At 64.7% G+C, this 25,440-nt stretch carries 28 protein-coding genes; 22 read left to right on the forward strand and 6 right to left on the reverse strand.

Going from position 1 to position 25,440, the window contains the following annotated elements:
- Positions 1-337: 337 nt before the first annotated feature.
- From BLQ71_RS23940 to BLQ71_RS23970, 7 genes are read left to right on the forward strand one after another with little or no spacing between them, the layout of a single operon-like run.
- On the forward strand, positions 338-976 hold the full coding sequence (locus tag BLQ71_RS23940) for a glutathione S-transferase family protein (protein ID WP_074623525.1): 639 nt from the start codon (positions 338-340) through the stop codon (positions 974-976).
- Between the two features lie 16 nt (positions 977-992).
- Positions 993-2,204 carry an acetyl-CoA C-acetyltransferase gene (locus BLQ71_RS23945; protein WP_043146107.1) on the forward strand — a complete coding sequence of 404 codons (1,212 nt, stop codon included), beginning with the start codon at positions 993-995 and terminating at the stop codon, positions 2,202-2,204.
- 9 nt (positions 2,205-2,213) lie between these two features.
- Complete coding sequence (locus tag BLQ71_RS23950; RefSeq protein WP_069209706.1) at positions 2,214-3,125, forward strand: hypothetical protein; 912 nt, start codon at positions 2,214-2,216, stop codon at positions 3,123-3,125.
- On the forward strand, positions 3,122-3,601 hold the full coding sequence (locus BLQ71_RS23955; RefSeq protein ID WP_074623526.1) for a hypothetical protein: 480 nt from the start codon (positions 3,122-3,124) through the stop codon (positions 3,599-3,601). The genes BLQ71_RS23950 and BLQ71_RS23955 overlap by 4 nt, the downstream gene beginning before the upstream one ends.
- Positions 3,601-4,068, forward strand: coding sequence for a cupin domain-containing protein (locus BLQ71_RS23960; RefSeq protein ID WP_074623527.1), 468 nt, complete (start codon positions 3,601-3,603; stop codon positions 4,066-4,068). Before BLQ71_RS23955 ends, BLQ71_RS23960 begins: the two co-directional genes overlap by 1 nt.
- Positions 4,065-4,502, forward strand: coding sequence for a hypothetical protein (locus tag BLQ71_RS23965; RefSeq protein ID WP_074623528.1), 438 nt, complete (start codon positions 4,065-4,067; stop codon positions 4,500-4,502). The genes BLQ71_RS23960 and BLQ71_RS23965 overlap by 4 nt, the downstream gene beginning before the upstream one ends.
- Before the next feature lie 2 nt (positions 4,503-4,504).
- Complete coding sequence (locus BLQ71_RS23970; protein WP_074623529.1) at positions 4,505-6,706, forward strand: 3-hydroxyacyl-CoA dehydrogenase NAD-binding domain-containing protein; 2,202 nt, start codon at positions 4,505-4,507, stop codon at positions 6,704-6,706.
- Positions 6,707-6,754: 48 nt separating this feature from the next.
- On the opposite strand, the gene BLQ71_RS23975 is transcribed toward BLQ71_RS23970, so the two are convergent.
- Positions 6,755-7,564, reverse strand: a complete 810-nt coding sequence (locus BLQ71_RS23975; protein ID WP_074623530.1) for a helix-turn-helix domain-containing protein — start codon at positions 7,562-7,564, stop codon at positions 6,755-6,757.
- A gap of 169 nt (positions 7,565-7,733) precedes the next feature.
- Here BLQ71_RS23975 and BLQ71_RS23980 point away from each other — a divergent pair, with 169 nt between their 5' ends.
- The 5 genes from BLQ71_RS23980 (at position 7,734) to BLQ71_RS24000 (ending at position 14,694) form a co-directional block, all read left to right on the forward strand.
- Entirely contained in the window at positions 7,734-9,284 is a 1,551-nt protein-coding gene (locus tag BLQ71_RS23980; RefSeq protein ID WP_157923342.1) for an ABC transporter substrate-binding protein, read from the forward strand.
- Positions 9,285-9,368: 84 nt separating this feature from the next.
- A complete protein-coding gene (locus BLQ71_RS23985) occupies positions 9,369-10,313 on the forward strand; it encodes an ABC transporter permease (protein ID WP_043146099.1) in 945 nt (314 codons plus the stop codon).
- The gene (locus BLQ71_RS23990; protein WP_074623558.1) at positions 10,294-11,193 is read left to right on the forward strand and encodes an ABC transporter permease; all 900 of its coding nucleotides are present in this window, start codon (positions 10,294-10,296) and stop codon (positions 11,191-11,193) included. Before BLQ71_RS23985 ends, BLQ71_RS23990 begins: the two co-directional genes overlap by 20 nt.
- A gap of 13 nt (positions 11,194-11,206) precedes the next feature.
- Entirely contained in the window at positions 11,207-13,273 is a 2,067-nt protein-coding gene (locus BLQ71_RS23995) for a dipeptide ABC transporter ATP-binding protein (RefSeq protein ID WP_074623532.1), read from the forward strand.
- Entirely contained in the window at positions 13,270-14,694 is a 1,425-nt protein-coding gene (locus BLQ71_RS24000; RefSeq protein WP_074623533.1) for a C69 family dipeptidase, read from the forward strand. The genes BLQ71_RS23995 and BLQ71_RS24000 overlap by 4 nt, the downstream gene beginning before the upstream one ends.
- A gap of 13 nt (positions 14,695-14,707) precedes the next feature.
- Here the strand turns inward: BLQ71_RS24000 and BLQ71_RS24005 are convergent, their stop codons facing one another.
- The 3 genes from BLQ71_RS24005 to BLQ71_RS24020 form a co-directional block, all read right to left on the reverse strand.
- The gene (locus BLQ71_RS24005; RefSeq protein ID WP_074623534.1) at positions 14,708-14,902 is read right to left on the reverse strand and encodes a hypothetical protein; all 195 of its coding nucleotides are present in this window, start codon (positions 14,900-14,902) and stop codon (positions 14,708-14,710) included.
- Positions 14,893-15,423, reverse strand: a complete 531-nt coding sequence (locus tag BLQ71_RS24010; RefSeq protein ID WP_074623535.1) for an ABC transporter permease subunit — start codon at positions 15,421-15,423, stop codon at positions 14,893-14,895. The genes BLQ71_RS24005 and BLQ71_RS24010 overlap by 10 nt, the downstream gene beginning before the upstream one ends.
- 219 nt (positions 15,424-15,642) lie before the next feature.
- Entirely contained in the window at positions 15,643-16,743 is a 1,101-nt protein-coding gene (locus BLQ71_RS24020) for an ABC transporter ATP-binding protein (protein ID WP_074623537.1), read from the reverse strand.
- A gap of 167 nt (positions 16,744-16,910) precedes the next feature.
- On the opposite strand from BLQ71_RS24020, the gene BLQ71_RS24025 reads away from it, so the two are divergent.
- On the forward strand, positions 16,911-17,450 hold the full coding sequence (locus BLQ71_RS24025) for an HD domain-containing protein (RefSeq protein ID WP_074623538.1): 540 nt from the start codon (positions 16,911-16,913) through the stop codon (positions 17,448-17,450).
- Here BLQ71_RS24025 and BLQ71_RS24030 read toward each other — a convergent pair.
- The gene (locus tag BLQ71_RS24030) at positions 17,417-17,944 is read right to left on the reverse strand and encodes a DUF4166 domain-containing protein (protein WP_074623539.1); all 528 of its coding nucleotides are present in this window, start codon (positions 17,942-17,944) and stop codon (positions 17,417-17,419) included. The two genes, BLQ71_RS24025 and BLQ71_RS24030, sit on opposite strands and share 34 nt — an antisense overlap.
- Positions 17,941-18,402, reverse strand: coding sequence for a thiol-disulfide oxidoreductase DCC family protein (locus BLQ71_RS24035; RefSeq protein WP_074623540.1), 462 nt, complete (start codon positions 18,400-18,402; stop codon positions 17,941-17,943). Before BLQ71_RS24035 ends, BLQ71_RS24030 begins: the two co-directional genes overlap by 4 nt.
- 416 nt (positions 18,403-18,818) lie before the next feature.
- Here BLQ71_RS24035 and BLQ71_RS24040 point away from each other — a divergent pair, with 416 nt between their 5' ends.
- From BLQ71_RS24040 to BLQ71_RS24080, 9 genes are read left to right on the forward strand one after another with little or no spacing between them, the layout of a single operon-like run.
- On the forward strand, positions 18,819-19,103 hold the full coding sequence (locus BLQ71_RS24040) for an STAS domain-containing protein (protein ID WP_043146084.1): 285 nt from the start codon (positions 18,819-18,821) through the stop codon (positions 19,101-19,103).
- Complete coding sequence (locus BLQ71_RS24045) at positions 19,100-19,474, forward strand: response regulator (protein ID WP_043146082.1); 375 nt, start codon at positions 19,100-19,102, stop codon at positions 19,472-19,474. Before BLQ71_RS24040 ends, BLQ71_RS24045 begins: the two co-directional genes overlap by 4 nt.
- A gap of 1 nt (position 19,475) precedes the next feature.
- Positions 19,476-21,593 (forward strand): chemotaxis protein CheA, encoded by a 2,118-nt coding sequence (locus BLQ71_RS24050; RefSeq protein ID WP_074623541.1) that lies wholly within the window; start codon positions 19,476-19,478, stop codon positions 21,591-21,593.
- Positions 21,586-22,053: a chemotaxis protein CheW gene (locus BLQ71_RS24055; protein ID WP_074623542.1), complete on the forward strand. Its 468-nt coding sequence runs from the start codon at positions 21,586-21,588 to the stop codon at positions 22,051-22,053. The genes BLQ71_RS24050 and BLQ71_RS24055 overlap by 8 nt, the downstream gene beginning before the upstream one ends.
- Positions 22,050-22,931 carry a CheR family methyltransferase gene (locus BLQ71_RS24060; protein ID WP_074623543.1) on the forward strand — a complete coding sequence of 294 codons (882 nt, stop codon included), beginning with the start codon at positions 22,050-22,052 and terminating at the stop codon, positions 22,929-22,931. Before BLQ71_RS24055 ends, BLQ71_RS24060 begins: the two co-directional genes overlap by 4 nt.
- 9 nt (positions 22,932-22,940) lie before the next feature.
- Complete coding sequence (locus BLQ71_RS24065; RefSeq protein ID WP_043146077.1) at positions 22,941-23,327, forward strand: response regulator; 387 nt, start codon at positions 22,941-22,943, stop codon at positions 23,325-23,327.
- Between the two features lie 17 nt (positions 23,328-23,344).
- Positions 23,345-23,683, forward strand: a complete 339-nt coding sequence (locus tag BLQ71_RS24070; protein ID WP_052244827.1) for a DUF8776 family protein — start codon at positions 23,345-23,347, stop codon at positions 23,681-23,683.
- Positions 23,684-23,739: 56 nt separating this feature from the next.
- On the forward strand, positions 23,740-24,894 hold the full coding sequence (locus BLQ71_RS24075) for a CheB methylesterase domain-containing protein (protein ID WP_074623544.1): 1,155 nt from the start codon (positions 23,740-23,742) through the stop codon (positions 24,892-24,894).
- On the forward strand, positions 24,891-25,424 hold the full coding sequence (locus BLQ71_RS24080; RefSeq protein ID WP_074623545.1) for a chemotaxis protein CheD: 534 nt from the start codon (positions 24,891-24,893) through the stop codon (positions 25,422-25,424). Before BLQ71_RS24075 ends, BLQ71_RS24080 begins: the two co-directional genes overlap by 4 nt.
- The last annotated feature ends 16 nt before the right edge of the window (positions 25,425-25,440 follow it).

The raw sequence follows: 25,440 nt of genomic DNA on the forward strand, positions 1-25,440 counted from the left end.
TACGGGGCTTCTCCTTGGGCGGTCAACGGATATGGAGGATTGGGGTATTTTGACCAAGAAGAAACAGGAAGGTCGCACATCGGACCCGCACGTCCGGGCAGCAGTCGACCTTCCTGCAGTGCCCGCGCCTTTGGCTAGGTACGGGGCTTCTCCTTGGGCGGTCATCGGCTCCCCAGCCTGTACCGCAACACGAGATTAGGCGCGTTAACCTTAACGCGCGGTTATCCGGGAAGGGCCTGTGTGCTTCTTCTTGGGAAAAATACTCCCACGGGGGTGCGGGGGTGTGAAACCCCCGCGGCGAAACGGACGACAAAAAGCGCAACGGGAGGCGCGGCGCATGACGATGAAACTCTACTGCTTTGGCGAGTCGGGACATTCCTACAAGGCGGCACTGGCGCTCCAACTCGCCGGGCTGGACTGGCAGCCAGTGCAGGTCGATTTCTTCAACGGTGAAACGCGGAGCGAAACATATCGCGCCGAGGTGAACGAAATGGGCGAATGCCCGGTGCTGGTCGACGGCGAAACCCGGCTGACACAATCCGGCGTCATCCAGCAGTACCTGAGCGAGACCTACGGGCATTTCGGCGGCACGACACCCGAGGAAAGGCGCGAAGTGCTGCGCTGGGTGCTCTGGGACAACCACAAACTCAGCTCGATGGCCGGGATGACCCGCTTCCTGATGAACTTCCTGCCCGAAGACAAGCGGCCGGCCGAGGTGATCGCCTTCAATCAGGGGCGCCTCAAGTCCGCCTACCAGATCCTGGATGCCCACCTGGAGGGGCGCGACTGGATCGTGGGCGATGCCCTGACCAATGCTGATCTGACCTGTTGCGGTTATCTCTTCTACCCGGAACCCTTCGGCTTCGACCGCAGCGCCTGGCCGGCCGTCGACCGCTGGCTGACGAACATCCAGGGCCTTCCCGGTTGGAAGGCCCCTTATGACCTGATGCCCGGCTCCCCCGCGGACCGGGCCTGATGAAGAAGGACCCAAGATGACCGACGCATTTATCTATGACGCCGTCCGCACCCCGCGCGGCAAGGGCCGCAAGGATGGCGCGCTGCACGAAGTGACCTCGCTGCGCTTGTCGGCGCAGGTGCTGAACGCCGTCAAGGACCGCAACGGGCTCGACGGCCACGCGGTCGAGGACGTGATCTGGGGCAATGTCACCCAGGTCGGCGAACAGGGCGGCTGCCTGGCGCGTTCGGCGGTGCTGGCAAGCGATCTTGACGAATCCATCCCCGGTCTGGCGATCAACCGCTTTTGCGCCTCGGGGCTGGAAGCGGTGAACCTGGCCGCCAATCAGGTCCGCGGCGGCGCGGGCATGGGCTATATCGCCGGCGGCGTGGAGATGATGGGCCGCGTCGCCATGGGCAGCGACGGGGCGGCCATTGCCGTCGATCCCAGCCTGGCGATGGAAAGCTATTTCGTCCCGCAGGGCATCAGCGCCGACATCATCGCCACCGAATACGGATTTTCCCGCGATGACGCCGATGCCCTGGCGGTCGAAAGCCAGCGCCGGGCGGCTTTGGCCTGGGAAGACAAGCGGTTCGAGAAATCCATCGTCACCGTGCGCGACGTGAACGGCCTGCCGATCCTCGATCACGACGAGTACATGCGGCCCGGCACCGACATGCAGACACTGGGCGCGCTGAAACCCTCGTTCAAGGACATGGGCGAGGTCATGCCCGGTTTCGACAAGGTCGCGTTGATGAAGTACCCGCACCTGGAACGGATCGAACATGTCCATCACGCGGGCAACAGCTCGGGCATCGTGGACGGCTCTGCCGCGATGCTGATCGGCAACAAGGAATTCGGTGAGAAATACGGGTTGAAACCCCGGGCCCGCATCCGTGCCACGGCCAAGATTGGCACCGACCCCACGATCATGCTGACCGGCCCGGTGCCCGCGACCGAGAAGATCCTGAAGGACAGCGGCATGTCGATTTCCGACATCGACCTCTTCGAGGTGAACGAGGCCTTTGCCTCGGTGGTGCTGCGCTTCATGCAGGCCTTTGACGTGGACGACAGCAAGGTCAACGTCAACGGCGGCTCGATCGCGATGGGCCACCCGCTGGGCGCCACCGGGGCAATCATCCTGGGCACCCTGCTGGACGAGTTGGAACGTACCGGCAAGGGCACCGGCCTGGCCACGCTCTGCATCGCCTCCGGCATGGGCGCCGCCACCATCATCGAGCGGGTCTGAGGCCCGCCCATGAACCTGTCGCCGGATACCGCGCACGACGTGGCCGCCAGCCTTCTGGCGGCCACGGGCGATGCGCTGACCACCGGCGATTTCGAGCTGTTCCGCAGAAATTTCCGACTGCCGCAGGCCATTGCGACAATCGGCGGAACCCGCACCCTGCGCAGCGACGAGGACCTGCGCCGGACCTTCGATCAGATCCAGGCGCATTACGCAGAAATCGGGCTGCACCGTCTGGACCGCTGGATCGAGGTCGCCCTGTTCGACGGCCCGGACGAGATACGCAGCTGCCATGTCACGCATATGCTGTCCAAATCGGGCAAGCTGCTGAACACGCCGATCCTGACCATGTCGCGCCTCCTGCGCGAGGGCGAGCGGTGGCTGATCGGTGGGACGCAATACACGATTTCCGCGGAAAGCGCCCACGGGCAGGCTCTGCTGAGCGGTGGTGGTCCCTATCGGGCGCAGGGCGCCGGTGGCGCGGCCGAAGCGATCTTTCAGAACCACCTGGACCGGGTGACGCGGGCCTACATGGAAGACAGGTTCGACCTGCTGATGGCAGCGGTCCAGTTGCCACTGTTCCTGCAGGCCAGCGAAGGTGCCATGCTGATCTCGGACATCCAGCAGATGCAGGAGGATTTCAGCCGCTCGGTCACGCGGCTGCGGGTGCAATCGGTCAGTGACATCGTGCGCCGCGTCCAGTCCGCCGAGATCATCGGCGAAAAACGGATCCACGGCACCTATCGGACCCATATCCTGAGCGCGGAACAACTGGTCATCCCCGCCTACAAGAGCGCCATGAGCATCGAGATGGGCACCGACCTCAACTGGCGCATGACCTCGGTCATGCATCCGATCGGTCACATGACCCTGCCGGACGGACCGGGGGACGCGAAAGGTTACGGTCCGGGAGAACGGGTATGACGGTGCAAAGTGCTGCGGAAATCTACCAGGCAAACCTGGACGTGGGCAGCCGGATGTTCTTTGCCGGCGACCTCGACAGGATCGGCTGTCTCTTCGCGGAGCCCTGCGCGGTTCACACCCAGGACAGTTCGCAACGTATCGAGCGGTTGGAAGACCTGCTGGTCATGCTGCGCGAACAACCTGACAGTCTCCGGCGGCTGGGAACGACCGAATATCACCGCATCTGCATCAAGGCAGAGTTCACCGACCCGATCGGCCAGCGCATCCGGGGACAACACAGGACCTACCTGCTGCGCGGCGGCTCTTACCTGATGGAGCGCTCCCCCTGCGAGCAGCTGATCGAACTGCAGGGGGACGACTGGATGGCGCTGGACCTGAACTGCCAGATGCGGAACAGCGACCTGACGATGGTCGGCCCGCAGTTGATGGAACATCTGCGGCGCCGCGAGGCCCAGCCCGACAAGGGAGAGAGCTGATGCCGAAAATCGACCTTTTCACCGTGCCTGTGAGGACAGGCTCATCCTACCCGCCTCCGCACGACGCGGCGATGGCGGGCCGCAGCCAGCAAAGGCTGGGCGATGCCGCCGGGCTGACCCAGTTCGGCGCGAACCTGGTGCGGCTGGCGCCCGGGGCCATGTCCTCTCTGCGGCACTGGCACGAACGACAGGATGAATTCCTGGTCGTCACCCAGGGCGCGCTGACGCTGGTGGACGATCACGGTGAGACCCCGCTTGCGCCCGGCGATTGCTGTGCCTTTCCGGCAGGCGATCCGAACGGGCACCACATCGTCAACCGGTCGGAGGCCGATGGCGCCTTCGTGGTGGTGGGCACCCGGACAGAGCGGGAAACCGGCTGGTACCCGGACCACGACCTGAAGGTCGAGGTCGCGGACGGCGACATGCGTTTTCTGCGCCGGGACGGTGGCGAGGTGACAGATCCATGATCTCTGCCCTATTCACCGACAGCGATTTCGCCGAGTTCATTGACGATATCTCTGCGCCCTTCATGAGCGGGCAGATTGCAAGATGGCGGGCGCGCATTCGCCTGCCGTTCAGCATGGTGACCGGCGCTGGCCCGGTCACGCTGAAATCCGACGGCGACATCGTCCGGAACTTTCGCCTCTACCTGGAGGCGGTCAAGGCGATGGGCCTGAATTTCGTCCATCGCGAACCGCTGGGTGTCGAACACTGCGAGGACGGCACCGTCCTTGCAACCTATCGCACGCACCTGATGCGTAACGGCACCCGCATGGTCGATCCCTACACGTCGACGGCGCTTTTGCATCCCGATCCCGAAGGATGGCGCATGTCGGCAATCCTCAACGCCCGTGGCCACCACGACTGGACCGGGCGCCCCCCGAAAGACACTGGAGAGTGAGCATGACTGATTTCACGATGGAAACCGGCGCCGATGGCGTGGCCGTCATCACCTGGGACTGCCCCGGCAAGTCGATGAACGTGATGACGCTGGAGGCCTGGGACGAACTGGACCAGCTGATTGACGCCGCGCTGGCCGACGATGCGGTCAAGGGTGTCGTCATCACCTCGGGCAAGGACAGCTTTGCCGGGGGGATGGACCTCAAGGTCATCGCCAGGATGAAGGACATGGCGGGCGACGATCCGGCCAGGGGCCTGTTCGACGGGATCATGAATGCCCACCGCATCATGCGCAAGATCGAGCGCGCGGGCATGGACCCCAAGACCCTGAAGGGCGGCAAGCCCATTGCCACCGCCCTGCCCGGCACCGCCTTGGGCATCGGACTGGAAATCCCGCTGTCGACGCACCGGATCTTTTGCGCGGACAACCCCAAGGCCAAGATCGGTCTGCCCGAGATCATGGTCGGCATCTTTCCGGGCGCGGGCGGCACAACGCGGCTGGTGCGCAAGATGGGCGCGATGGCGGCCTCTCCGCTGCTGCTGGAGGGCAAGCTGAACGACCCGAAAAAGGCCAAGGCGGCCGGTGTCATCGACGAGGTTGTCGAGGATCCGCTGGCGGCGGCGAAGGAATGGGTGCTTCAGGCCACGGACAAGGACATCGTGAAACCTTGGGACGCCAAGGGCTACAAGATGCCCGGCGGCGCGCCCTACCATCCGGCGGGCTTCATGACCTTTGTTGGCGCCTCCGCGATGGTGAACGGCAAGACCAAGGGCGTGTACCCGGCGGCCAAGGCGCTGTTGTCGGCGGTCTACGAGGGCGCGCTGGTGCCCTTTGACACCGCGCTCAAGATCGAGGCGCGCTGGTTCACCAACGTGCTGATGAACCCCTCTTCGGGGGCCATGATCCGCTCGCTCTTCATCAACAAGGAGGCGCTGGAGAAAGGCGCCGTGCGGCCCGCCGATGTGCCCGACCAGAAGGTCAGGAAACTGGGCGTTCTGGGCGCGGGCATGATGGGCGCAGGGATCGCGCTGGTCAGCGCGCAGGCGGGGATCGAGGTGGTGCTGCTAGACCAGAAGCAGGAGGCCGCCGACAAGGGCAAGGCCTATAGCGCCGACTACGCCGCCAAGGGGGTGCAGAAAAAGAAGATCACCCAGGAGAAGGCCGACGAGATGGTGGGCCGGATCACGGCAACCACCGATTACGACGCGCTCAAGGGCTGCGACCTCGTGATCGAGGCGGTTTTTGAAGATCCCAAGATCAAGGCCGAAGTGACGAGGGCCGTAGACGCGGTGACAGATGCGGACTGCATCTTTGCCACCAATACCTCGACCCTGCCGATTTCCGAGCTGGCCAAGGCATCGAAGAACGCAGAGCAGTTCATCGGCATCCACTTCTTTTCACCCGTCGAAAAGATGATGCTGGTCGAGATCATCAAGGGCAAGGAAACCGGCGACCGCGCGGTGGCCAAGGCGCTGGATTTCGTGCGCCAGATCCGCAAGACACCCATCGTCGTCAACGACGCGCGGTTCTTCTACGCCAACCGCTGCATCATCCCCTACATCAACGAAGGCATCCGCATGGTCAAGGAAGGGGTGTCCCCCGCCCTGATCGAGAATGCCGCCAAGATGGTGGGGATGCCACTGGGGCCACTGCAACTGGTGGATGAGACCTCGATCGACCTAGGCGCCAAGATCGCCCGCGCGACAAAGGCGGGCATGGGTGATGCCTATCCCGACGGCGAGGTCGACGAGGTGATCTTCTGGATGGAAGGCGAGGGCCGGCTGGGTCGCAAGGCCAAGGCCGGGTTCTATGACTACGACGAGAAGGGCAAGCGTACCGGCCTGTCCGAGGTGGTCAAGGCGCGCTATCCGCAAGCCGAAGAGCAGCCCGACCTGATCGAGGTGCAGCACCGCCTGCTTTTCGTGCAGTCTCTGGAGGCGGTGCGCGCGCTGGAGGAAGGCGTGCTGGAGGACATCCGCGAGGGCGACGTGGGCGCGATCCTGGGCTGGGGCTTTGCCCCCTGGTCGGGTGGCCCGCTGAGCTGGCTGGACATGATCGGTGCGCCCTATGCGGCCGAACGCTGTGACCAATTGGCCGAGGCGCATGGACCCCGGTTCACCTGCCCTGCCCTGCTGCGCGAAATGGCCGAAAAGACCCAGAGCTTTTACGGACGGTTCGCCCCGGACAGCGCCGCAGCGGCCTGATCCCAGACCCGGGCCCGGCGCCGCGATGGCGCCGGGCCCCATTCCGCCTCAGGGCTCGTCGATTTCCAGAACATAGGCGCCCGGATCGATCCGGTTGCCGATCGCCTCGACGATCTCGCGCCGCAGCGCCGGGTCGTCGGGATGGAACAGCCCGGTCTGGCGCATGGCCCGGGGCACGCTGATGTCGGTCCCGAGAAATTCCAGCGCCACGCGCGAGGCGCCTGGCTTGCGCCCGCGCCGTGTTGGCCCGCCGGTCTGGATGCCCAGCAGGTAATCCAAACGGCTGCGGTAGCTGGGATAGAGCGTCATCTGCGTGACAGAGTTCATCTCCATCGTCTCGTACTCGAACAACTGGATGCGGTCCGCCAGCTGAAACAGCACGCCCTGATACTTGTTGGTCCGGATCCATCGGCGGCTATCCGGATCGCGCAGGACCTCGACGTTCTTGAAATAGCCGCGCCCGTCGCGGACCACGATCCGCGCCAAAGACCGGATGATGCTGCCCTTGTTCCCGAAGGAATAGAAGTAGCGGAAATAATAGCCTTCGTAGCGATCCACGGGGCTGCTTCGGGCCAACAGCGTTTCCAGGTGAAACATCGGTAATTCCAGCTGCGGCTTGTCCAGTGGCTGGCGGCGCAACCCGATCACCTGGGCAAAGCGGCTTTCGTCCATCAGCATCTCGGATTCCGTCACGCCGATGAAATCGCAGATCCGCCGCATGTTGTGCCGCGACGGGTGAACCTGCCCGTTCAGGTACTTGTTGAATTGCTGCCGGTTGATGCCTATCCGGCGGCAGACCTCGGAAATGGAGCGGTGATAGCTGCAGGCGAGCGTGAGATTGGAGCTGAAGCTGGACATGCCCCTATCGCATACTGACGCAACCACAGTGTCAAGTCGCGTAAGGTAGCGAAATTGCCTTGCGCGGGGCACTCGCTCATCCTTCGCGTCACAAAAGAGTTGCAAAGACCGTCGGAGCATCGCCCGAAACCGCATGCCCGGCGTTGGGACCCCAACAGGAGCGATCATCTTGACACTCAGCAAAACGACGCGACGCACCTTCATGACCTCTGCCGCGGCCCTTGGCGCGGCGGGGATCTTTCCCGGTGGCGTGGGCATGTTGCGCGCCCAGGAAGGGCGCGTGCTGAACCTGCGGCTGGACGGCGACAACTCGATCCTCGACCCCGGCTACATGGTCGGCGGCACCGAGATCGAGGCGCAGAAACAGTGCCTGCCCTTCCTGGCCGAATACGTCCGCGACGGCGACACCTTCAGCTGGCAGCCGACGGCGCATGTGACACGGCTGGAATATGTCGACGACACGCATATCGAGTTCGAGCTGGCACCCGGGCTGGTCTGGTCCGGCGGGCACGGCACGCTCAAGGCCTCGGACGTGGCCTATTCCTATGCCCGCATGAAGGACAGCGAATGGTCGGGCTATTTCGACGCACTGGAAACCGTCGAGGTCACGGGGGAACTGACCGGGACGCTGGTGCTGAACAAGCCTTTTGCGCCCTTCATCATGGTCACGCTGTGCCACGGCCCTGGCGCAATCGTCTGCGAGGCGGCGACAGAGGCGGCGGGCGGGCGTTTCACCACGGAATTCCCGGCGGTCTGCGGCCCCTACACCTACAGCGCGACCCCCGGTCAGCGCGCGGTGTTCGACCGCAACCCGGAATGGACCGGCACGCCCCCGGGCTTTGACCGCGTGGTCTGCCATGTCATCACCGAGGTACAGGCCGCCGAACTGGCCTACGAGGCAGGCGAGATCGACTGCACCGAACTGGGCCCCGATAGCCTGGCGCGGTATTCGCGGGAAATGCCGGACAACACGGCGATCACCACCGCCGGCCAGCTGCAATACATGTGGATGGGCATGAACACCCAGCACCCCAAGCTGCAGGACCTCAAGGTGCGGCAGGCGATCCAGCATGCGGTGGACGTGGACAGCATCCTGGCCGGCGCCTTCGCGGGCACCTCGGCGCCGTCGCACGGCATCGTCTGCCCCGGTCTTCTGGGCGCGCGGTCAGAGCACGGCTACAGCTATGACCCGGCCAGGGCGCGCGAACTTCTGGCAGAGGCCGGTGTTTCCGGCCTGCAACTGACCCTGCGGACGCTGAACTGGCAGGAACGCCTGCTGACCGCGCAGATCATCCAGGCAAACCTGGCCGCGGTCGGTATCACGGTCAAGATTCTGCCTATGGAAAGCGGCCCGTTCTGGGAAATGGGCATGGAAGAGGCCGGAGACACCTGGGAAGAGCTGGAACTCTGGCTGATGCGCTTTGCCACCGTGCCTGACCCGTATGAAGCCACCCAGTGGTTCATCTCGGAACAGGTCGGCGTCTGGAACTGGGAACGCTGGACCAACGAGGAATTCGACCGCCTCTATGACGAAGGCCTGTCCGAGACCGACACCGCAAAGCGCGAGGCGATCTATTTCCGCATGCAGGAAATCATGGACGAAACGGGCGCCTATGTCTGGATCAACCACGAGCCCGAGACCTATGCCCACCGCACCGACATCGAGGTCGTGGCGGCCCCCTCGGGTGAGCTGAACTACCATCGGTTCCGGCAGGTCTGATCCCGCCCCTTCCATCGTCCCGCGCCGCGCCCATGTGCGGCGCGGGACACCCGACCGGCCCCAATACCGGAGCGCCTTTCAGCCGTGTTCACCTATCTTCTCAAGCGTCTGGGCCTTGCGGCACTTGTCGTCATGGCGGTGCTTCTGCTGCTGTTTTCCATGCTGCACATGATCCCGGGCAACCCGGCGATCCTGGCCCTGGGCACCCGCGCCTCGCCAGAGGCTATCGCGGAATACTCGGCGCGGATGCACCTGGACAAACCGGTGCTGACGCAGTTCGTCTATTTCCTCGGCAATGCGGTGCAGGGCGACCTGGGGCAGGACGTCTTCTCCAACCGGGCCGTGACCTCGGTGATCGGGGAACGCATCGGCTTTTCGCTGGCGCTGATCTGCACCGGCATGGGCTGGGCCGTGCTGCTGGGGGTGCCGCTGGGCTGCCTTGCCGCGGTGCGCCCGGGGTCCTGGCTGGACCGGGTGACGGGCGTCTTTTCCGTCGGCATGATCGCCGTGCCCTCTTTCCTGGTGTCGATCTGGGCGCTGCTTCTTTTCTCGCTCGAACTGCGTTGGCTGCCCGCCATCGGTGCCGGAGAGCCGGGTGACCTGGCGGACCAACTGAGCCACCTTGTGCTGCCCGCCTTCGCCATTGGCCTGGGCTGGGTCGGCTACCTGGCCCGGATGGTGCGCGCCTCGATGCTGGAAGTGATGGGAGAGCCCTACATCCGGTCCGCCCGCGCCTTTGGGCTGAAGCCGCGCCGCGTGGTGCTGGGCTATGCGCTGCGGGTGGCGATCCTGCCGACCATCACGCTGATCGGCATGGGCTTTGGCGGGCTGATTTCCTCTGCCGTCTTCGCCGAGATCATCTTTGCCCGGCCCGGCGTCGGCAAGATGATCTTTGACGCGGTCTCTGATCGCAACTTTCCCATCGTGCAGGGGGGCGTGCTGGTGGCCACTGGCTTTTACATCCTCGTCGTCCTGATTTCTGACCTTCTCATTGCCTGGCTTGATCCCCGTGTCCGCTCCTCTCTCTGACCCCGCCGCCCCCGCCGAAACCCGTGAAAGCGCCAGCCGCGAGCGGCGCGAAAAGCTGTGGCGCTTCCTGAGCGACTGGCAGGCGATGGTCGGTCTTGTGCTGGTGGTGCTGTTCTTTGCCAGCGCGCTTTTCGCGCCCTGGCTGGCGCCCTACGATCCCAACGCGATGGACATTCCGGCGCGGATGTCCGGGCCGACCTGGCCGCATATCGCGGGCACCGACCAACTGGGACGCGATACCTTCTCGCGCATCCTGCACGGCGGACGCGTGGCGCTGTACATCTCGGCCATCGGCGTCTCGGCCTCGCTGAGCATCGGCCTGGTTCTGGGCATGATCGCGGGCTACGGACCGCGCTGGCTGGACAACCTGATGCTGCTGATGTTCGACGCGGTGCGCTCCTTTCCGGCGGTGATCCTGGCACTGGCCACCGTGGCGCTGACCGGACCCAGCCTGACCGTCGTGCTGGCCATCGTGATCCTGACCACGATCCCCAGCTATGGCCGCGTCGCCCGCACCGCGACTCTGGCGCTGCGCCATACGGAATTCATCCTGGCGGAACGCTCGCTGGGGGCCTCGACGCCGCGCATCCTGTTCCAGCACATCATGCCCAACGTGATCGGCCCGCTGTTGATCCTGGCGGCGATGGAGGTGCCGGTGGTGGTGTCCATCGAGGCGGGGCTGAGCTTTCTGGGCATCGGCGTCCTGCCACCCCAGGCCAGCTGGGGCACCATCCTGAACGAAGGCTACCTGGTGATCCGCGACGCGCCCTGGATGGTGATCGCCGGGGGCATCCCGCTGATCCTGACGACGCTGGGCTTTACCTTCCTGGGCGAGGCGCTGCGCGACGTCTTTGACCCCCGCATGGGCCGTGGCCGGTGAGGGACCAAGACAGATGACCAACGACATTCTTTTGAACATCGAGGGGCTGACGCTCGACTTCCGCACCAACCGGGGCCGGGTCAAGGCGCTGCGCGACATCAGCTTTCCGGTGCGCAGGGGCCGCATCCTGGGCATCGTCGGCGAAAGCGGATCGGGCAAGAGCACGATCCTGTGGTCCATCCTGGGCCTGTTGGCGGGCAATGCCGAGGTGACGGCGGGCCGTGTCGAATATGGCGCCCGCGACCTGCTGACACTGAATGCCGAGGGGCTGCGCGCCATCCGGGGCGAAGAGATCAGCGTGGTCTTTCAGGATCCGATGACTTCGCAGATCCCCGTGCTGCCCTACGCGCGACAGATGTCCGACATCCTCTATCGCCGGTCCATGTCCGAGGCGGACAAGCGCAAGGCCGCGGTCGACATGCTGCGCCGCGTGGGCATCCCCGATCCGGACAGCCGCGTCGATGCCTACCCGCACCAGTTTTCCGGAGGTATGCGGCAGCGCGCGGGCATCGCCATGTCGATGCTGACCGGGCCGAACCTGCTGCTGGCGGATGAGCCGACCACGGCGCTGGACGTCACGATGGAAGCGCAGATGATCGGGCTGATGCGAGGCCTGCGCGACGATTTCGATACCACCATCGTCGTCGTGTCTCACAACCTCGGGCTCATTGCCGAGATGTGTGACGACGTGGTGGTGATGTACGCGGGCGAAGTGGTCGAGACCGGCGAGGTCCACGACATCTTTCACAACGCGCGTCACCCTTACACGCGGGCGCTGCTGGAATGCGACCCGGCGCGGATCGCCGAGGTCTCGCGCAAGCTGCCTGTGATCCCGGGTGACATTCCCGACCTGACCCGCCCGCTGCCGGGCTGCATCTTTGCCGACCGCTGCCAGAAGGCGATGCCGGATTGCGCCAGGGTCGCCCCGCCGCAGGTGGCGCGTGGCGGTGGCATGGCGCGCTGTCACTTGCTGGAGGGGCCTCTTGCCGATGCCTCCTGGCCACCGCCCGCCGATGTTGTCACGGTCGGCCGCGATCTTGGCGGGCTTGCCCCGGCCAAGGTGCGCAACGACGCGCCACCGCTGTTGGACGTTCATGACCTCAATGTCCGCTTTCGCACGATGGGGCCGCTCAAGGCGCGGATGAACGGTGTTTCCGATCCCTTCGTCGACGCGGTGCTGGACGTCAGCCTGGACCTGCAGCCCGGCGAGACGCTGGCCCTTGTGGGTGAAAGCGGTTCCGGCAAAACGACACTGGGGCGCACGATCCTCAATCTGCAGAGCGCCTCCGGCGGGTCCGTGCGGTTCGACGGGCAAGAGATCGCCGGCATGGCCGAAGCGCGGTTCAAGCCGCTGCGCCGGGACATGGCGATGATGTTCCAGGACCCTGTCGGCTCATTGTCGCCGCGGAAATCCGTGCGGGCGCTGATCACCGAACCGCTGGTGATCCACGGCGCCCAAGGGCGCGACCTGGATGCCGAGGCCGAACGGCTGGCCGATATGGTGCGCCTGCCGCGCAGTTTCCTGTCGCGATACCCGCACGAACTGTCGGGCGGACAGGCCCGGCGGGTGGGCGTGGCCCGCGCGCTGGCGCTGAACCCGCGCCTGATCGTGGCCGACGAACCGACGGCAGGGCTGGACGTCTCGGTGCAGGGCGAAATCCTGAACCTGATGGCCGACCTGCAGGCGGAACACGGGCTGAGTTACCTCATCATCACGCACAACCTGCCGGTGGTGCGCCACATCGCCGACCGCATTGCCATCATGTACCTTGGCCGCATCGTCGAGGACGGCCCGGCGGCCGAGGTTTTTGCCCGGCCCGCGCATCCCTATACCCGCGCCCTGGTCGAGGGTGTCCCGCAACCCGATCCGGACCGCAGGCGCCCGCCCTCGGCCACGATCGAGGGCGAGGTGCCCAGCCTGTTGCGCCGCCCCAAGGGCTGTGATTTCGCCTCCCGCTGCCCGCTGGCGCAGGAGGCCTGCCGCCGGGCGAAACCTGAACACATTCATATCGCGCCGGACCACAGGCATGCCTGCCTGTTTCCCCTGAGCACAACTTCTGACCTGACGGAGACCGCATGAGTTACGGGATCTACATCGGCCGCAACCTGACGGCCGACGGACATGCATGGCTGGCCGGATACGGTGACGAGCCCTCCAGCCACTGGCTGGAAATCGTGGACCGCGCAGACCATGCGCCGGGCAGCAGCATCACCGTGGGGGTCGGCCCGGACAGCGACATGCCGGGCCACCGGACACAGATCCCGCAGGCCCCGCAGACCGCCCGCCACCTGCGCGTCAGCTACAGCTATTACCTGGGCGTACCCGCGCCGATCACCAACGGCGGGCTGAACGAACACGGTGTGGCGGTGCGCGACATCTGGTCGACCTCCTGCGATGCGCTGATCGAGATGACGCCGCAGGACCAGACCGGCCCAAACTATTCCGACCTCGCCCGCATCGTGATCGAACGCGCCCGCACCGCCCGTGAAGGGGTCGAGATCATGGCGGCGCTGATCGCCGAGCACGGCTATTCCTGCTACGGCGGCAATTCGCATATCATCGCCGACCCGGAGGAGGCCTGGGTGGTGATCCAGTTCTCGGGCGGCAAGGGGCTCTGGGTGGCGGAGCGGCTGGGGGCAGACGACATCCGTGCCTCTCGCCCCGGCTATGTCGGCGTGGTGCCATTGCAGCCGGACGAGACATTTCTCTACCCGGATCACTTCATCCGGACTGCTGTCGACCTGGGCTGGTACGATCCGGCCTCCGGCGCACCCTTTGACGTCAACGCCATCTACGGCGACGGCAAGGGTCCGTGGGAGGGCGTGGCCTGGGTCGAGGCCGAGATGCGCAAGCGGGCAGAGGCCGGGCCGATCACCTTCGCGGATGTCTGCTGGGCGATCCAGACAGAAGTCCTGACCGGCGATACGGCGGGCTATGGGCAGGTGGTGCCGCTGGTCCACCCTGCGCATCCGGACTTGCGGATGATGTGGCATGCGCCGGTCGGCCCGGTGACGGCACCGCTGGTGCCGGTCTTCCTTGGCCAGACAGAGGTGCCAGACGAATACGCCCAGCATCGCTACCTGACCACGGGCGAGGCGCACCGCTTTCTCGACCGCCGCAAGGAGGACAAGGACCCCGATACCGTCAGCCATGTGCCGCAGGGGATCGAGGTTGCCGACAGCGCGGTCTACCAGTTCAAGCGCCTGATGCACCTTGCCTTCCAGGACGAAGCATTGCTGCGCGAGGTCTGGGATCACTGGCGCCTGATGGAGGCGCGACTGGCGGAGCAGCTGCCGGAGGTGCTGCGCAGTGCCGAGATCCTGCTGGACGCGGGCGAAGCCGGCCTTGCCCGCCGGGTGCTGACGCGGGAAAGCGCCGCCTGGCTGGCTGCCGGGCTGGAGAATTGCCGCGCGCTTGTCGCTGCTGGCCACGCAAGGCTGCGGATGCGCGACGCCCTGAACCGCAACGGCAAGCCGCTGGCCCCTGCGCAGCTCTGGTAACAATCGGCGTGGGTCAGTCCTCGTGCAGGGACGCGAAGCGTTCCATCCGGTCGATCTGTGGCGCCATCGTGCACCACCTTTCCCCGACCGCGACCCAATGGGCCTCGCGGTCGGTTGCATTGACGACATAACGTCCGGGGCTGCTTTCGATGATCTGCGGGGCAAGCAGGTTGAGGAACAGGGCCAGAGCTTCGGCGGTCAGGCACATGGGAGGACTCCTTCGCATTTGTGCGGTTGGTCTCCTCCCCCTTGGTGGCCCCACACTGCCACAGGCCCGGCGCAGCACGCATCACATCCAAGCTGCATCGCAGCATGGCGGACGCAATTGCCCGCCAAACGGGCAAGGCGCCTGCAAAAAAGCCCTGCCTGGAAACGACGGATCACGACACCGGGCGAGTTTCGCAGATCAAATGCTCTCACGATGCCATAAGACTGCATGGGCGCGGAAAATCCGGCGGTCAACATGAGGATAACCGTTCCCAAGGCATCTCCCCCCGGCAAGGGCCCGCCCGGGCGGCGTGTGATCTCGCCGATCTCTGTCGCCAGCGTGCAGCCCCCCTTTGCAAACATCGTGGGCGTGTAGCTTTCCGTCGAAGCGGTGCCGTCAATCGCCGTCCCCACGGCCAGCGCGGGCGCCAGAAACGGCGGGGTGAAGCGAAAGAACACCCGCAGATGCGACGCTTCAAGATCCAGCGCCGCCTCTTCCAGATCCCGGGTTTCGGATGTCATCGCAAGCCGTTCGGGCTGTATCAAGGCCGCGAAGTTACGGATGGTCAGGCCGGGGGGCTTCCTCGATAGCTGGATGGCTGCTGACCTGCACTGGCGCAGACGCCAGCGACCGGTCCAGCAAGGTCAGCTGCAGCGCCTCAATGAGCCGTCCCACCCAGACGGTCACGACAGGGGCCCAGAGGGGCGTCAGGGCTGGGCCGACGCCGCGCAGCAGGCTTTTCATTCCGCCGCAATCCCGTGTCCGGCGTCAAAGAGTTCTCCCGCCGGCAGGATCAGCGCGGCCGTGGGATCGAAACCGAGGCTGGCACTGCCCCCCATCGGCAAGGCGGTTTCGCCGGGAGTGCTCTGACAGACCGAGAGACATTGACCGCCGGCCTGAAAATGCAGGGTCACGAAAGGGCCTTCGAGGTCCCGGCGAACAAGAACGGCGCTGACCGCGTTGTCATTGCGGTTCAGCTCCATCGCCTCGGGGCGGACAAAGAGGATCCCCCGCGCGCCCGCATCCAGTTGCGAGGGGTTGCGGGCGCGGAACCGGCCCAGCCCGGTCTCGATCGTGGCAAGCCCTGCGGCAGCATCGGTCACGCGGCCCGGCAGCCGGTTTGCCTCGCCCACGAAACTGGCGGCGAAGGCTGTCTTGGGGTTGGAATAGATGGCGTCCGACGATCCCACCTGCTCGATCCGCCCCCGGTTCATCACCGAGATACGATCGGACATAACCAATGCATCGCCCGGGTCACGGGTGGCATAGATGAAGGTGATGCCGGTCCGTTTCTGGGTCTCGCGCAACTCGGCCCGCATGTCGCGGCGCAGCGTGCGATCCAGTCCCGAAAGAGGTTCGTCCAGCAACATCACCGCGGGCTCGACGGCCAGGGCGCGGGCGATGGCGACGCGCAGAGGTTGGCTTCCGGACAATTCGGCAGGTTTCTTGTCCGCCTTGTCATCCAACCCCATCAGGTGCAGCAGATCCTCGGCCCGGGCATGACGCTTGCGGCGCGGCATCCCTCGCGCTTCCAGCCCGAAGGCCACGTTGTCGCGCAGGCTCATTCCTGGAAACAGCGCGAGGGTCTGAAAGATCAGGGCCGTGGGCCGGTCACCGGGGCTTTGCCGTCCCATGTCCTCTCCCCCGATCAGGACACGACCGGCGCCTGGGGCCACGAGCCCGGCGATGGTGCGCAGAATCGTCGTCTTGCCACAGCCCGAGGGGCCGAGAATCGAAAAGAACTCGCCGGCTTCGATGGACATATCGGTAGGCTGCACCGCCGTGATCCCGTTCGGAAAGGTGATTGAGACGCTTTCAAGGTGCACATCCTTGCCGTGCATTCATGGCCTCCTGCTCGCCCTGTAACCCCGGCATAGCGGGGCAATGTGACAACCGCGTGCAAGTTGCATCGCCCACCATTGCAGGCGAAGATTTCGGCAGGGGACGCGGACTTGGCCCCGGCAATGGGGCACAAGCCGCGGCAAGCCCCGCCATTGGAGGACGCTGGATGGCCACGTCACGCAGATCGGATTGTCAACAGCACCCCTCGCTGGAGGAAAGCGCCGCCTGGGCCGGGCATTGGCACGCAACGCAGCAGGACAAGGCCGGCCAGCCCTACGTCGGACACCTCGTCCGGGTGTCGCGCCATCTGCTGCGGCTGTTCCCGGATGCCAGCACCGTCGAGCGCCATGCCGCCTGGCTGCATGATGTGCTTGAGGACACGGAGGTCACCGCGGCGGATCTTGCCGCGCGAGGCTATGCGCCCGAGGTGATCGGCACGGTCCAGGCGGTGACGAAATCGCCGGACCCGGGGATGACCTATGCACAGCGGATCGAGCGATTGGCGCGCGAAGGCACTGTCTCGGCCATCCGGGTCAAACTGGCCGATCTGAGCGATAATTCCGATCCCGACCGGCTGGCACAATTGCCGGGAAACAAGGCCGCCAGCCTGGGTGCGCGCTATCTTGCCGCGAAACAGCGCCTGTTCGAGGAACTGGACCGGCGTTCAGGCGATCAGGATGCCAACGGATCGAGCCAGCCGGAATAGGCGATCAGCCGCGTACCCAGAACCGGCAGCCTGATGTCGATCTCGAACCGATAGAGCCCGCTTTCGGCCCATTCCCGCGCCTGCATCCCCGGCCAGAAGAAGCGCGGCAATCGCAGGCCCAGAAATCGCACCCAAGCGGTTTCCAGGCGCAGCCCCGCACCATCGGGCACCAGCCTGGCCGCCAATGTCACCGGGCCAAGCTGTTCGGCCAATGTGCCATCCGGCATGGCGCGCTGTTGTGACATCATGCACTGAGGCCCGATCCTGCGTGTCCAACAAGCCCCTTTTTCGGTGGGCGCTGTTTCCAGCACCAAAGGGGCATCGGGGGTCGCCGCGGGCAGCCCCATCAGCCGCGCAAGCATACGCAATACCAGAAACGGCCCCGGCTCTACGGTGATCCGCCCTTCGAAACGGCCGAATGCACGGTGCAAAGCCTGGCAGGGCGTTGGCAGACGGTCCAGGTCCGCCCCCAGCACTTGCGCATAGGGCGTCACCCGATCAGCTTTCGGCGCAGGGCCTCGTCCGGCAAGGCACAGACCTGTCCGCGGCCGAAAATGCGATACCGATTGCGGGCAACACGGGCATAGAGCCAATCGCGCAGCGGCGCGGGCAGCAGGCGCAGGGCCTTGAGCGGCGCATAGCCCGCATGAAGCTGCGGGAACAACTGTATCGCCCCGTCCAAACCGGCCCGGGCCCGACCGTCTTGCACCATGAGCCAGCTATCGGGGTTGTCCGGATCAAGGCCGAAATGGCGCATCAGCCCCTGCCCCAGCGTGGTCTGGGTCGTACAGATGCGGACCCGGTCCGCCTTGTCGAGCCGCGCTATGCGCCGCGCGGTCGCCGAGCAGAGCCCGCAGTCCCCGTCCATCACCACAAGGATACGGGTCTCGTCAAAGACCGGAACACGCGGATCGGCGCGCCAGGAATAGGGGGGCAGACTGGCAAGACGCATCTGGGGCCTCCTTTGGACCGTTACAAGGTGCCTCGCGGCGCGGCAAAACAAAAGACCCCGGCGCCCTATACGGGGGCAAGGGCCTGACGCGCTTTGACTGGCCGGGACTACATGGCCGGGCCATGTGCAAAACGGGTCGACGTCGAACAGCGGGCGGATGGCTCGAATTGTCGGCTTTAAGGCGACGCAGGGGATCGGCCACGATCTAGTTGTGGGTGCCAATTTTCTTTTTTCATTTCAATCAGTTGCCTTCCTCATCCATGAAATTGCACGGTCCTGCGTCGCGTCGACCCGATGGTCGCGCGGCCTCCACGGGAGATTGGAACCCTTTGTTAAGGCAGCATCCTTATTCCTGCCGAGTGTCAGATGTGCCGTTTCAAGGCCCACACCCGTGCCACGAAGGATGCATACCCGCGATGTCAGACATCAGTTTCCACGCCCTCGGTCCGGCCCGGGCCCGCTCCGGTGAAGACCCTCTTGTCGCCTTTCTGCTGAACGCCCGGCGCATGCCGGTCACGATATCGGCCCGCGAGGTCAACCGGCTCGACTCTCACCGGCTGCAACTGCTGCTGGTCGCGCGGAAACAATGGGAAACGGACGGCATCCCGTTCGACATCACCGACATGGCGCCAAGCTTTCGCGAGGGACTCGAAAGGCTCGGTCTCTCTCCCGACCATTTCGACAAGGAACCGCTGCAATGACGACCAAAGTCCTGGCAATCGACGACTCGCGAACGATCCGCAATCTTCTGCGCGTCTCTCTCGAAGGCGCGGGGTTCGAGTTTCACTCTGCCTGTGACGGCCAGGAGGGTGTCGACATCTTCCCCGACGTGGATCCGGACGTGGTCATCACGGATATCAACATGCCCAAGATGGACGGGTTCGGCGTGATCGACAGCCTGCGCGGCGGCCCCAACCGGACCAACGTGCCGATCCTGGTCCTGACCACCGAAAGCTCGGACGAGCTGAAGTCCCGCGCCCGCAACGCCGGGGCGACCGGTTGGATCGTGAAACCCTTCGACGACGCCTCTCTGGTGTCCGTCCTGCGGCGCTTGACGGGGCATGTGAGCTGAGATGTCTGGAAATTCGATCAGAGATACATTCTTCGAGGAATGCGAAGAACTGCTGGAGGCCCTTGTCGAAGGGCTGTCCCAGATGGAACAGGCCCCCGACGACATGGAGGTGGTGAACGCCGTTTTCCGGTCCGTGCATTCGATCAAGGGGGGCGCAGGGGCCTTTGCTCTCGACCGGCTGGTGTCATTCGCCCACTCCTTTGAAACGGTGATGGACAAGGTCCGCGACCGCGATCTGGCGGTCGACGAAAAGCTGATGAGCCTGTTTCACCGCGCGGGCGACCATCTTTCCGACCTCGTCGAATCCGCACGTGACGAAACCCATCTGGACGACGAGGCCGAGTCCGGCCTGATCGGAGAGCTCGACAGTTACCTCGGTGACGAGGCTGCGGCCGAAGAGTTCAGCTTTGACGCCGTCACGCTGGATTTCGACGGCCCCGCGATCGAATTGCCCTCCGAGGACGACAGCAGTGCCATGCGGGTCTTCGATATCCGTTTCGAACCAAGCCGCGCGCTCTACGAGAACGGCCATGAACCCCTGCTGATCCTCGACGCCCTGGCCGACCTGGGCGAACTGACGGTCGAGGCCGACATCAGCCGCATCCCCGAGTTCGATGCCTTCGATCCCGCGGACGCTTTCCTATCCTGGCACATGCGGCTGGCCAGCAGCGAACCGGAAACCACGCTGCACGAGGTTTTCGAATTTGTCGAAGGTCTGTGCGATCTGGATATTTCCGTCACGACCGGGCCCGAGGAGGGGCCTTTGACCGCCCCTTTGGATCCGGAGCCGTCGACCGGCACCGAAGAGCCCATAGCTGAAATCGAGGCAGCGGAACCGCAAGACGAGGACCCTCCCTATGAAGGTCCGCCCCGTGAGCGACGCAAGGAACCGCGCGGACCCAAACCCACCCTCAGGGTCGACCTGGACCGGGTCGACCGACTGATCAACACCGTGGGGGAACTGATCATCAACCAGGCGATGATCTCTCAGAGGATCGAGGAACTGGACCTGCCGACAGTCGCGCATCTGACCAACGAACTGGAGGCCTACAAACTGTTGGCCCGCGACATCCAGGAAGGCGTCATGGCCATCCGCGCGCAACCGGTCAAACCACTGTTCCAACGCATGTCGCGCATCGTGCGCGAGGCCTCGGACGCCACCGGCAAGAAAGCCAAGATGGTGACCGTGGGCGACTCGACCGAGGTCGACAAGACCGTGATCGAACGCCTGGCCGATCCACTGACCCACATGGTCCGCAACGCGGTCGACCACGGGCTGGAAAAACCCGATGGCAGGGACTCCGCCGGAAAGGACCCGGTGGGCACAATTCGCCTTTCGGCCTCGCACCGATCAGGCAGCGTCTTAATCGAGATCTCTGACGATGGTGCCGGGCTGAACCGCGAGCGGATCCTGGCCAAGGCCATCGAGAAAGGCCTTGTGCCCCCGGACGTGGAGCTTTCGGACCCGGAAATCGACAACCTTCTGTTCCTGCCCGGGTTTTCCACCGCTGGCGAGGTCTCGGCCCTTTCAGGGCGCGGCGTCGGCATGGACGTGGTCAAGAACGCGGTACATGCGCTTGGCGGGCGGGTTTCGATCACTTCGACCCCGGGCAAAGGCACGACCTTTGCCATCGTCCTGCCGTTGACGCTGGCCGTGATGGACGGTTTCGTGATCTCGGTGGCCGATCAGACGATGGTCATCCCGATTTCCTCGATCCTCGAGACCATAAGGCCAAACCCACGCGACATCCACGTCGTCGGCACTGACAGCCAGGTGGTCAGCGTGCGCGGCTCGTATGTTCCGATCGTGGACGTGGCCGACAACCTCGGCCTCTCACGACATGACGACACCGCCGGCGCCGGTATTCTCCTTCTGGTCAGCACCGAACTGCAGGGATTGACCGCCCTGAGGGTGACCGCGATCCACGACCAGCGCCAGGTGGTGATCAAGAGCCTGGAAAGCAACTATGCCGCCATCCGGGGCGTCTCGGCGGCAACCATCCTGGGCGATGGCAAGATCGCCCTGATCCTCGATCCCGAAGAGCTGATCAATCTCGCACATGCCTCGGGCAACGATCCCTTTGCACAGCACAGCAGAATGGAGCTTCGTCATGGCTGAGACCGCGGAAGCGCATGCGGATACGCAGTTCGAATTCATCACCTTCTCGGCAGGCGGACAAAGCTACTGCCTAGAGATCACGCAGATCCGTGAAATCCGCCGATGGACCCCGGTGACCGCCCTGCCCCACACACCGGCCGATGTGCTGGGCGTGATGAACCTGCGCGGCGCCGTGATCCCGATCTTCGACCTCTCCGCGCGTTTCGGCCTGGGCGCCACACCGGCGAACGAACGCAACGTCGTAATCGTGGCCGCCGTCGACGGCGCGACCATCGGCCTGCAGGTCGAGTCGGTGTCCGAGATCCTGTCGGTCGACAAGAGCGAGATCCAGGAAACCCCGGATATCAAGTCCGAAGCGACGCGCAACAGCATCCAGGGCATGATCTCGGTCGACGATACGATGGTGCGCGTTGTCAACCTTGGCGCGGTTGTCGAAAGCGGCAAGGGACTGCCTGCATGACAAGCTCTCCGCCGGGCGCCTTCACGCGCGACATCCCCTTCAGTGATGCGGATTTCCGCGCCATCGCGCAGCTTGCCCAGCAACGGTTCGGCCTCAGCCTTGCCGAGAGCAAGAAGCCGCTGGTCTACTCGCGGCTGTCGCGGCGCCTCAAGTCCCGGCAAGTCGGGAGCTTCACCGACTACCTGGCGCTGCTCGAACGCAGCGAGGAAGAGGCCGAACGCCTAGAACTGATCTCGGCCCTGACCACCAATGTCACCAGTTTCTTCCGCGAGAAACACCACTTCGATACGCTGACACAGCGGCTGGCAGAGGGTTTGGCAGAGCGCGCAAGCTCCGGTCAAAGGGTGCGGATCTGGTCTGCCGGCTGCTCCTCTGGCCAAGAGCCCTATTCCATCGCCATGACCGTGCTCGAGGCCGTGCCGGAGGCCGCGCGCAAGGATCTGCGTATCCTTGCGACCGATATCGACCCAAAGATCGTGCACAAGGCCCGGGACGGGGTCTACTCGGCCGAGGATGTCGCCGGAATACCCGCGCCGATGCGCGGCAAATGGACAAAGGCAACCGATGCGAGCGGCAAGACATACGGCGTGACGCAGGCTTTGAAAGACCTGATCACCTTCAACGAGTTGAACCTCATGGTGGAGTGGCCCTTCCGTGGCCCATTCGACGCGATCTTCTGCCGCAATGTCGCGATCTATTTCGACCAGGAGACGCAAAGGCGCCTCTGGCAACGCTTCAGCGCCATGCTGAACCCCGATGGGCTCTTGTTCATCGGACATTCCGAACGGGTGACAGGCCAGGCCCTGAAGACCCTCACCGGGTTCGGGATCACGAGTTACCGCAAAGCACGCACCAACGTGCCTCCCGCGCTGCAATAGGAGAGCAAGATGGGAATGAAGGATTCTCTCAGGGTCATGGTCGTCGACGACATGGCGACAAGCCGCGGCCTGATCACCCAGGCCCTCGATGACATCGGGGTAAAAAACTACATCACCGAAAACGACGGGCGTGCTGCCCTCGAACGCATGGCGGCCAGCCCGGTGCACCTGGTGCTGTCGGACTACAACATGCCCGGGTTGGATGGCCTTGGGCTGCTCAAGGCGGTGCGCGGCCATCAGGCGCTGAAGAAGATGGGCTTCATCCTCGTCACCGGCCGCCCGACGCCCGAGATCGTGGCAGAAGCCAAGCGGCTGGGTCTCAACAACATGATCAAGAAACCCTTTACCTCGGCCTCGATGAAACAGTGCATCGAAAGCGTGGTCGGTCGCCTATGAGCAGGGGAAAGGACACCGTGCTGCCCCTGAGACTCGCCACCCGGCGAGCCTCGGACGAATTGGAGGGCCTGCACGCACGCCTGGAACGGCTCGAACACGGGCTGGACGCGGTGATAAGCCATTCCACACACGCGTTCGATACGAAGTCGATCGGCATGCTCCAGGAACTGGACATGTTGCGACAGTCGATCGGCGCGCTTGCGGACTACCTCGACCAGATTTCGACCGCGACCGACGCCAATGGCATGGTAAATGTCAGCGAAGCCCTGACCGCAATCCCCTTGCGCGACATGGCCTGCCGGCTGGGCGGTCAGGTAAATTCCGCCGCAAACGGCGGCCACGCGGAACTGTTCTGATGAAACGGGCCGCGTGTCGCTGGCGGCATTGGCCCCGTATGGACTGGGTCTGAACCATGTCGGTCAAGAGTGTCGTCATCGCCACGCCGGACGCCGCACAGCGCAAGCGGCTGGGCCTTGTCGTGGATCGTATGAGCGAGTTCGAGGTCATCGCCCAAACCGGCGACCTCATGAACACCTATAATGTGGTCGAGGAACGGTTGCCGAAGGCCGTTCTCATCGCGGATGTCCTGGCCGGCCTTGCCGAGTTCGAAGTGATGCGCGCGCTGTTCTCGACGCTGGATATCCGTTGGCTGGTGGTAACGGTGCCCAACCGGAGACTGCGCGGACCCGCCGTGGGCGGCAGTCCTCGATCCGATCTGTTTTCGATCCCGACAGATGCGCCTGACGAGGTTTATGAGCGACAACTCCGTGCCCTGACGCGCACCGGGTTGAACCCCCGACCAGCTGCCAAACCCAATCCGCCTCGTCCGACCGAAACTCCCCACAGCCATCTCGCCTGCGGCGCGCCGACGACCAATGCGACAAGGCCCCTGATCACCACGGTCAAGGTACAAGACCATCTGACGCGCACGTCCAGGGCGCCCCAAGCAGATCCACGCCCCCCCCTGGGTAGCGATCCCATCATCCTGATTGGAGCCAGCACCGGGGGGGTCGATGCACTGCTGGCCGTATTGACCCGCTTTCCCCAGGATTGCCCACCCACGCTGGTCGTCCAGCACACAGGGTCAGGTTTTGGCGAAAGCCTGGCCAGCCTTCTGGACCGCCAGTGCCTGCCGAATGTCCTTCTGGCGAATGGCCCCATGCCCCTGAGGCAGGGACAGATTCTGGTCGGCGCCGGAATACGGGCGCACCTGGTTCTGGATGGGCGCGCCGCGACCCGGGTCACGACCGTCGCCGACGGGCCCGTGGCCGGACATGTTCCCTCTGTCGACCGGCTGTTCCTGTCGGCCCTGCCGGTGGCGCCAAGGGTCTCCGCCGCTTTGCTGACGGGCATGGGCCGCGACGGCGCGGATGGAATGAAGGCCCTTCGACTTGCCGGCGCGCATACGCTCGCACAGGACGAGGCCAGTTGCGTGGTCTACGGTATGCCCCGTGCCGCCGTCGAGCTGGGTGGAGTGGATCGTGTCCTTCCGCTGAAAAAAATCGCCGAGGCGTTGTTGGCCCGTCGCAAGACAAATGTCGGCCCAGGCAGGGAAGCACAGAAATGACGCCACAAACCGAGAAGCTGGTAAATGTCATCCAGGGAGAGTTCGAGATCTCGGACAGCCCCCAGGTTGTCCTGACGACCGTGCTGGGGTCCTGTATCGCGGTCTGCATGTTCGATCCCCAACGCAAGGTCGGCGGGCTCAACCATTTTCTCCTGCCAAAGCGGGACGGGGGCGAAGGCGCGAATGTCCGCTATGGCGCCTATGCGATGGAACTGCTGATCAACGGGCTGTTGCGACGCGGGGCTGACCGTGCCCGGCTACAGGCCAAGGTCTTTGGCGGGGCCAGCATGATGGGCAACCTGCGCGACATCGGCGCGTCCAACGCGGCGTTCGCGCGCGGCTTCCTCAAGGATGAGGGCATCCCCTGCATCGCCGAAAGCGTCGGAGGCACCTCGGCCCGCCGAATTCGCTTCTGGCCCACCACCGGCCGCGTGCGCCAGCTTCTCGTCTCTGCGGATGCCGTGTCGCTGCCGGTGGAGAAACCGGCCCCCATCCCCCGGCCCAAGACGGACGAGATCACGCTTTTCTGACGGGCACTTCGGCGCT

The organism is Antarctobacter albus (assembly GCF_900101505.1).
In the GTDB taxonomy this organism is placed as follows: domain Bacteria; phylum Pseudomonadota; class Alphaproteobacteria; order Rhodobacterales; family Rhodobacteraceae; genus Antarctobacter; species Antarctobacter albus.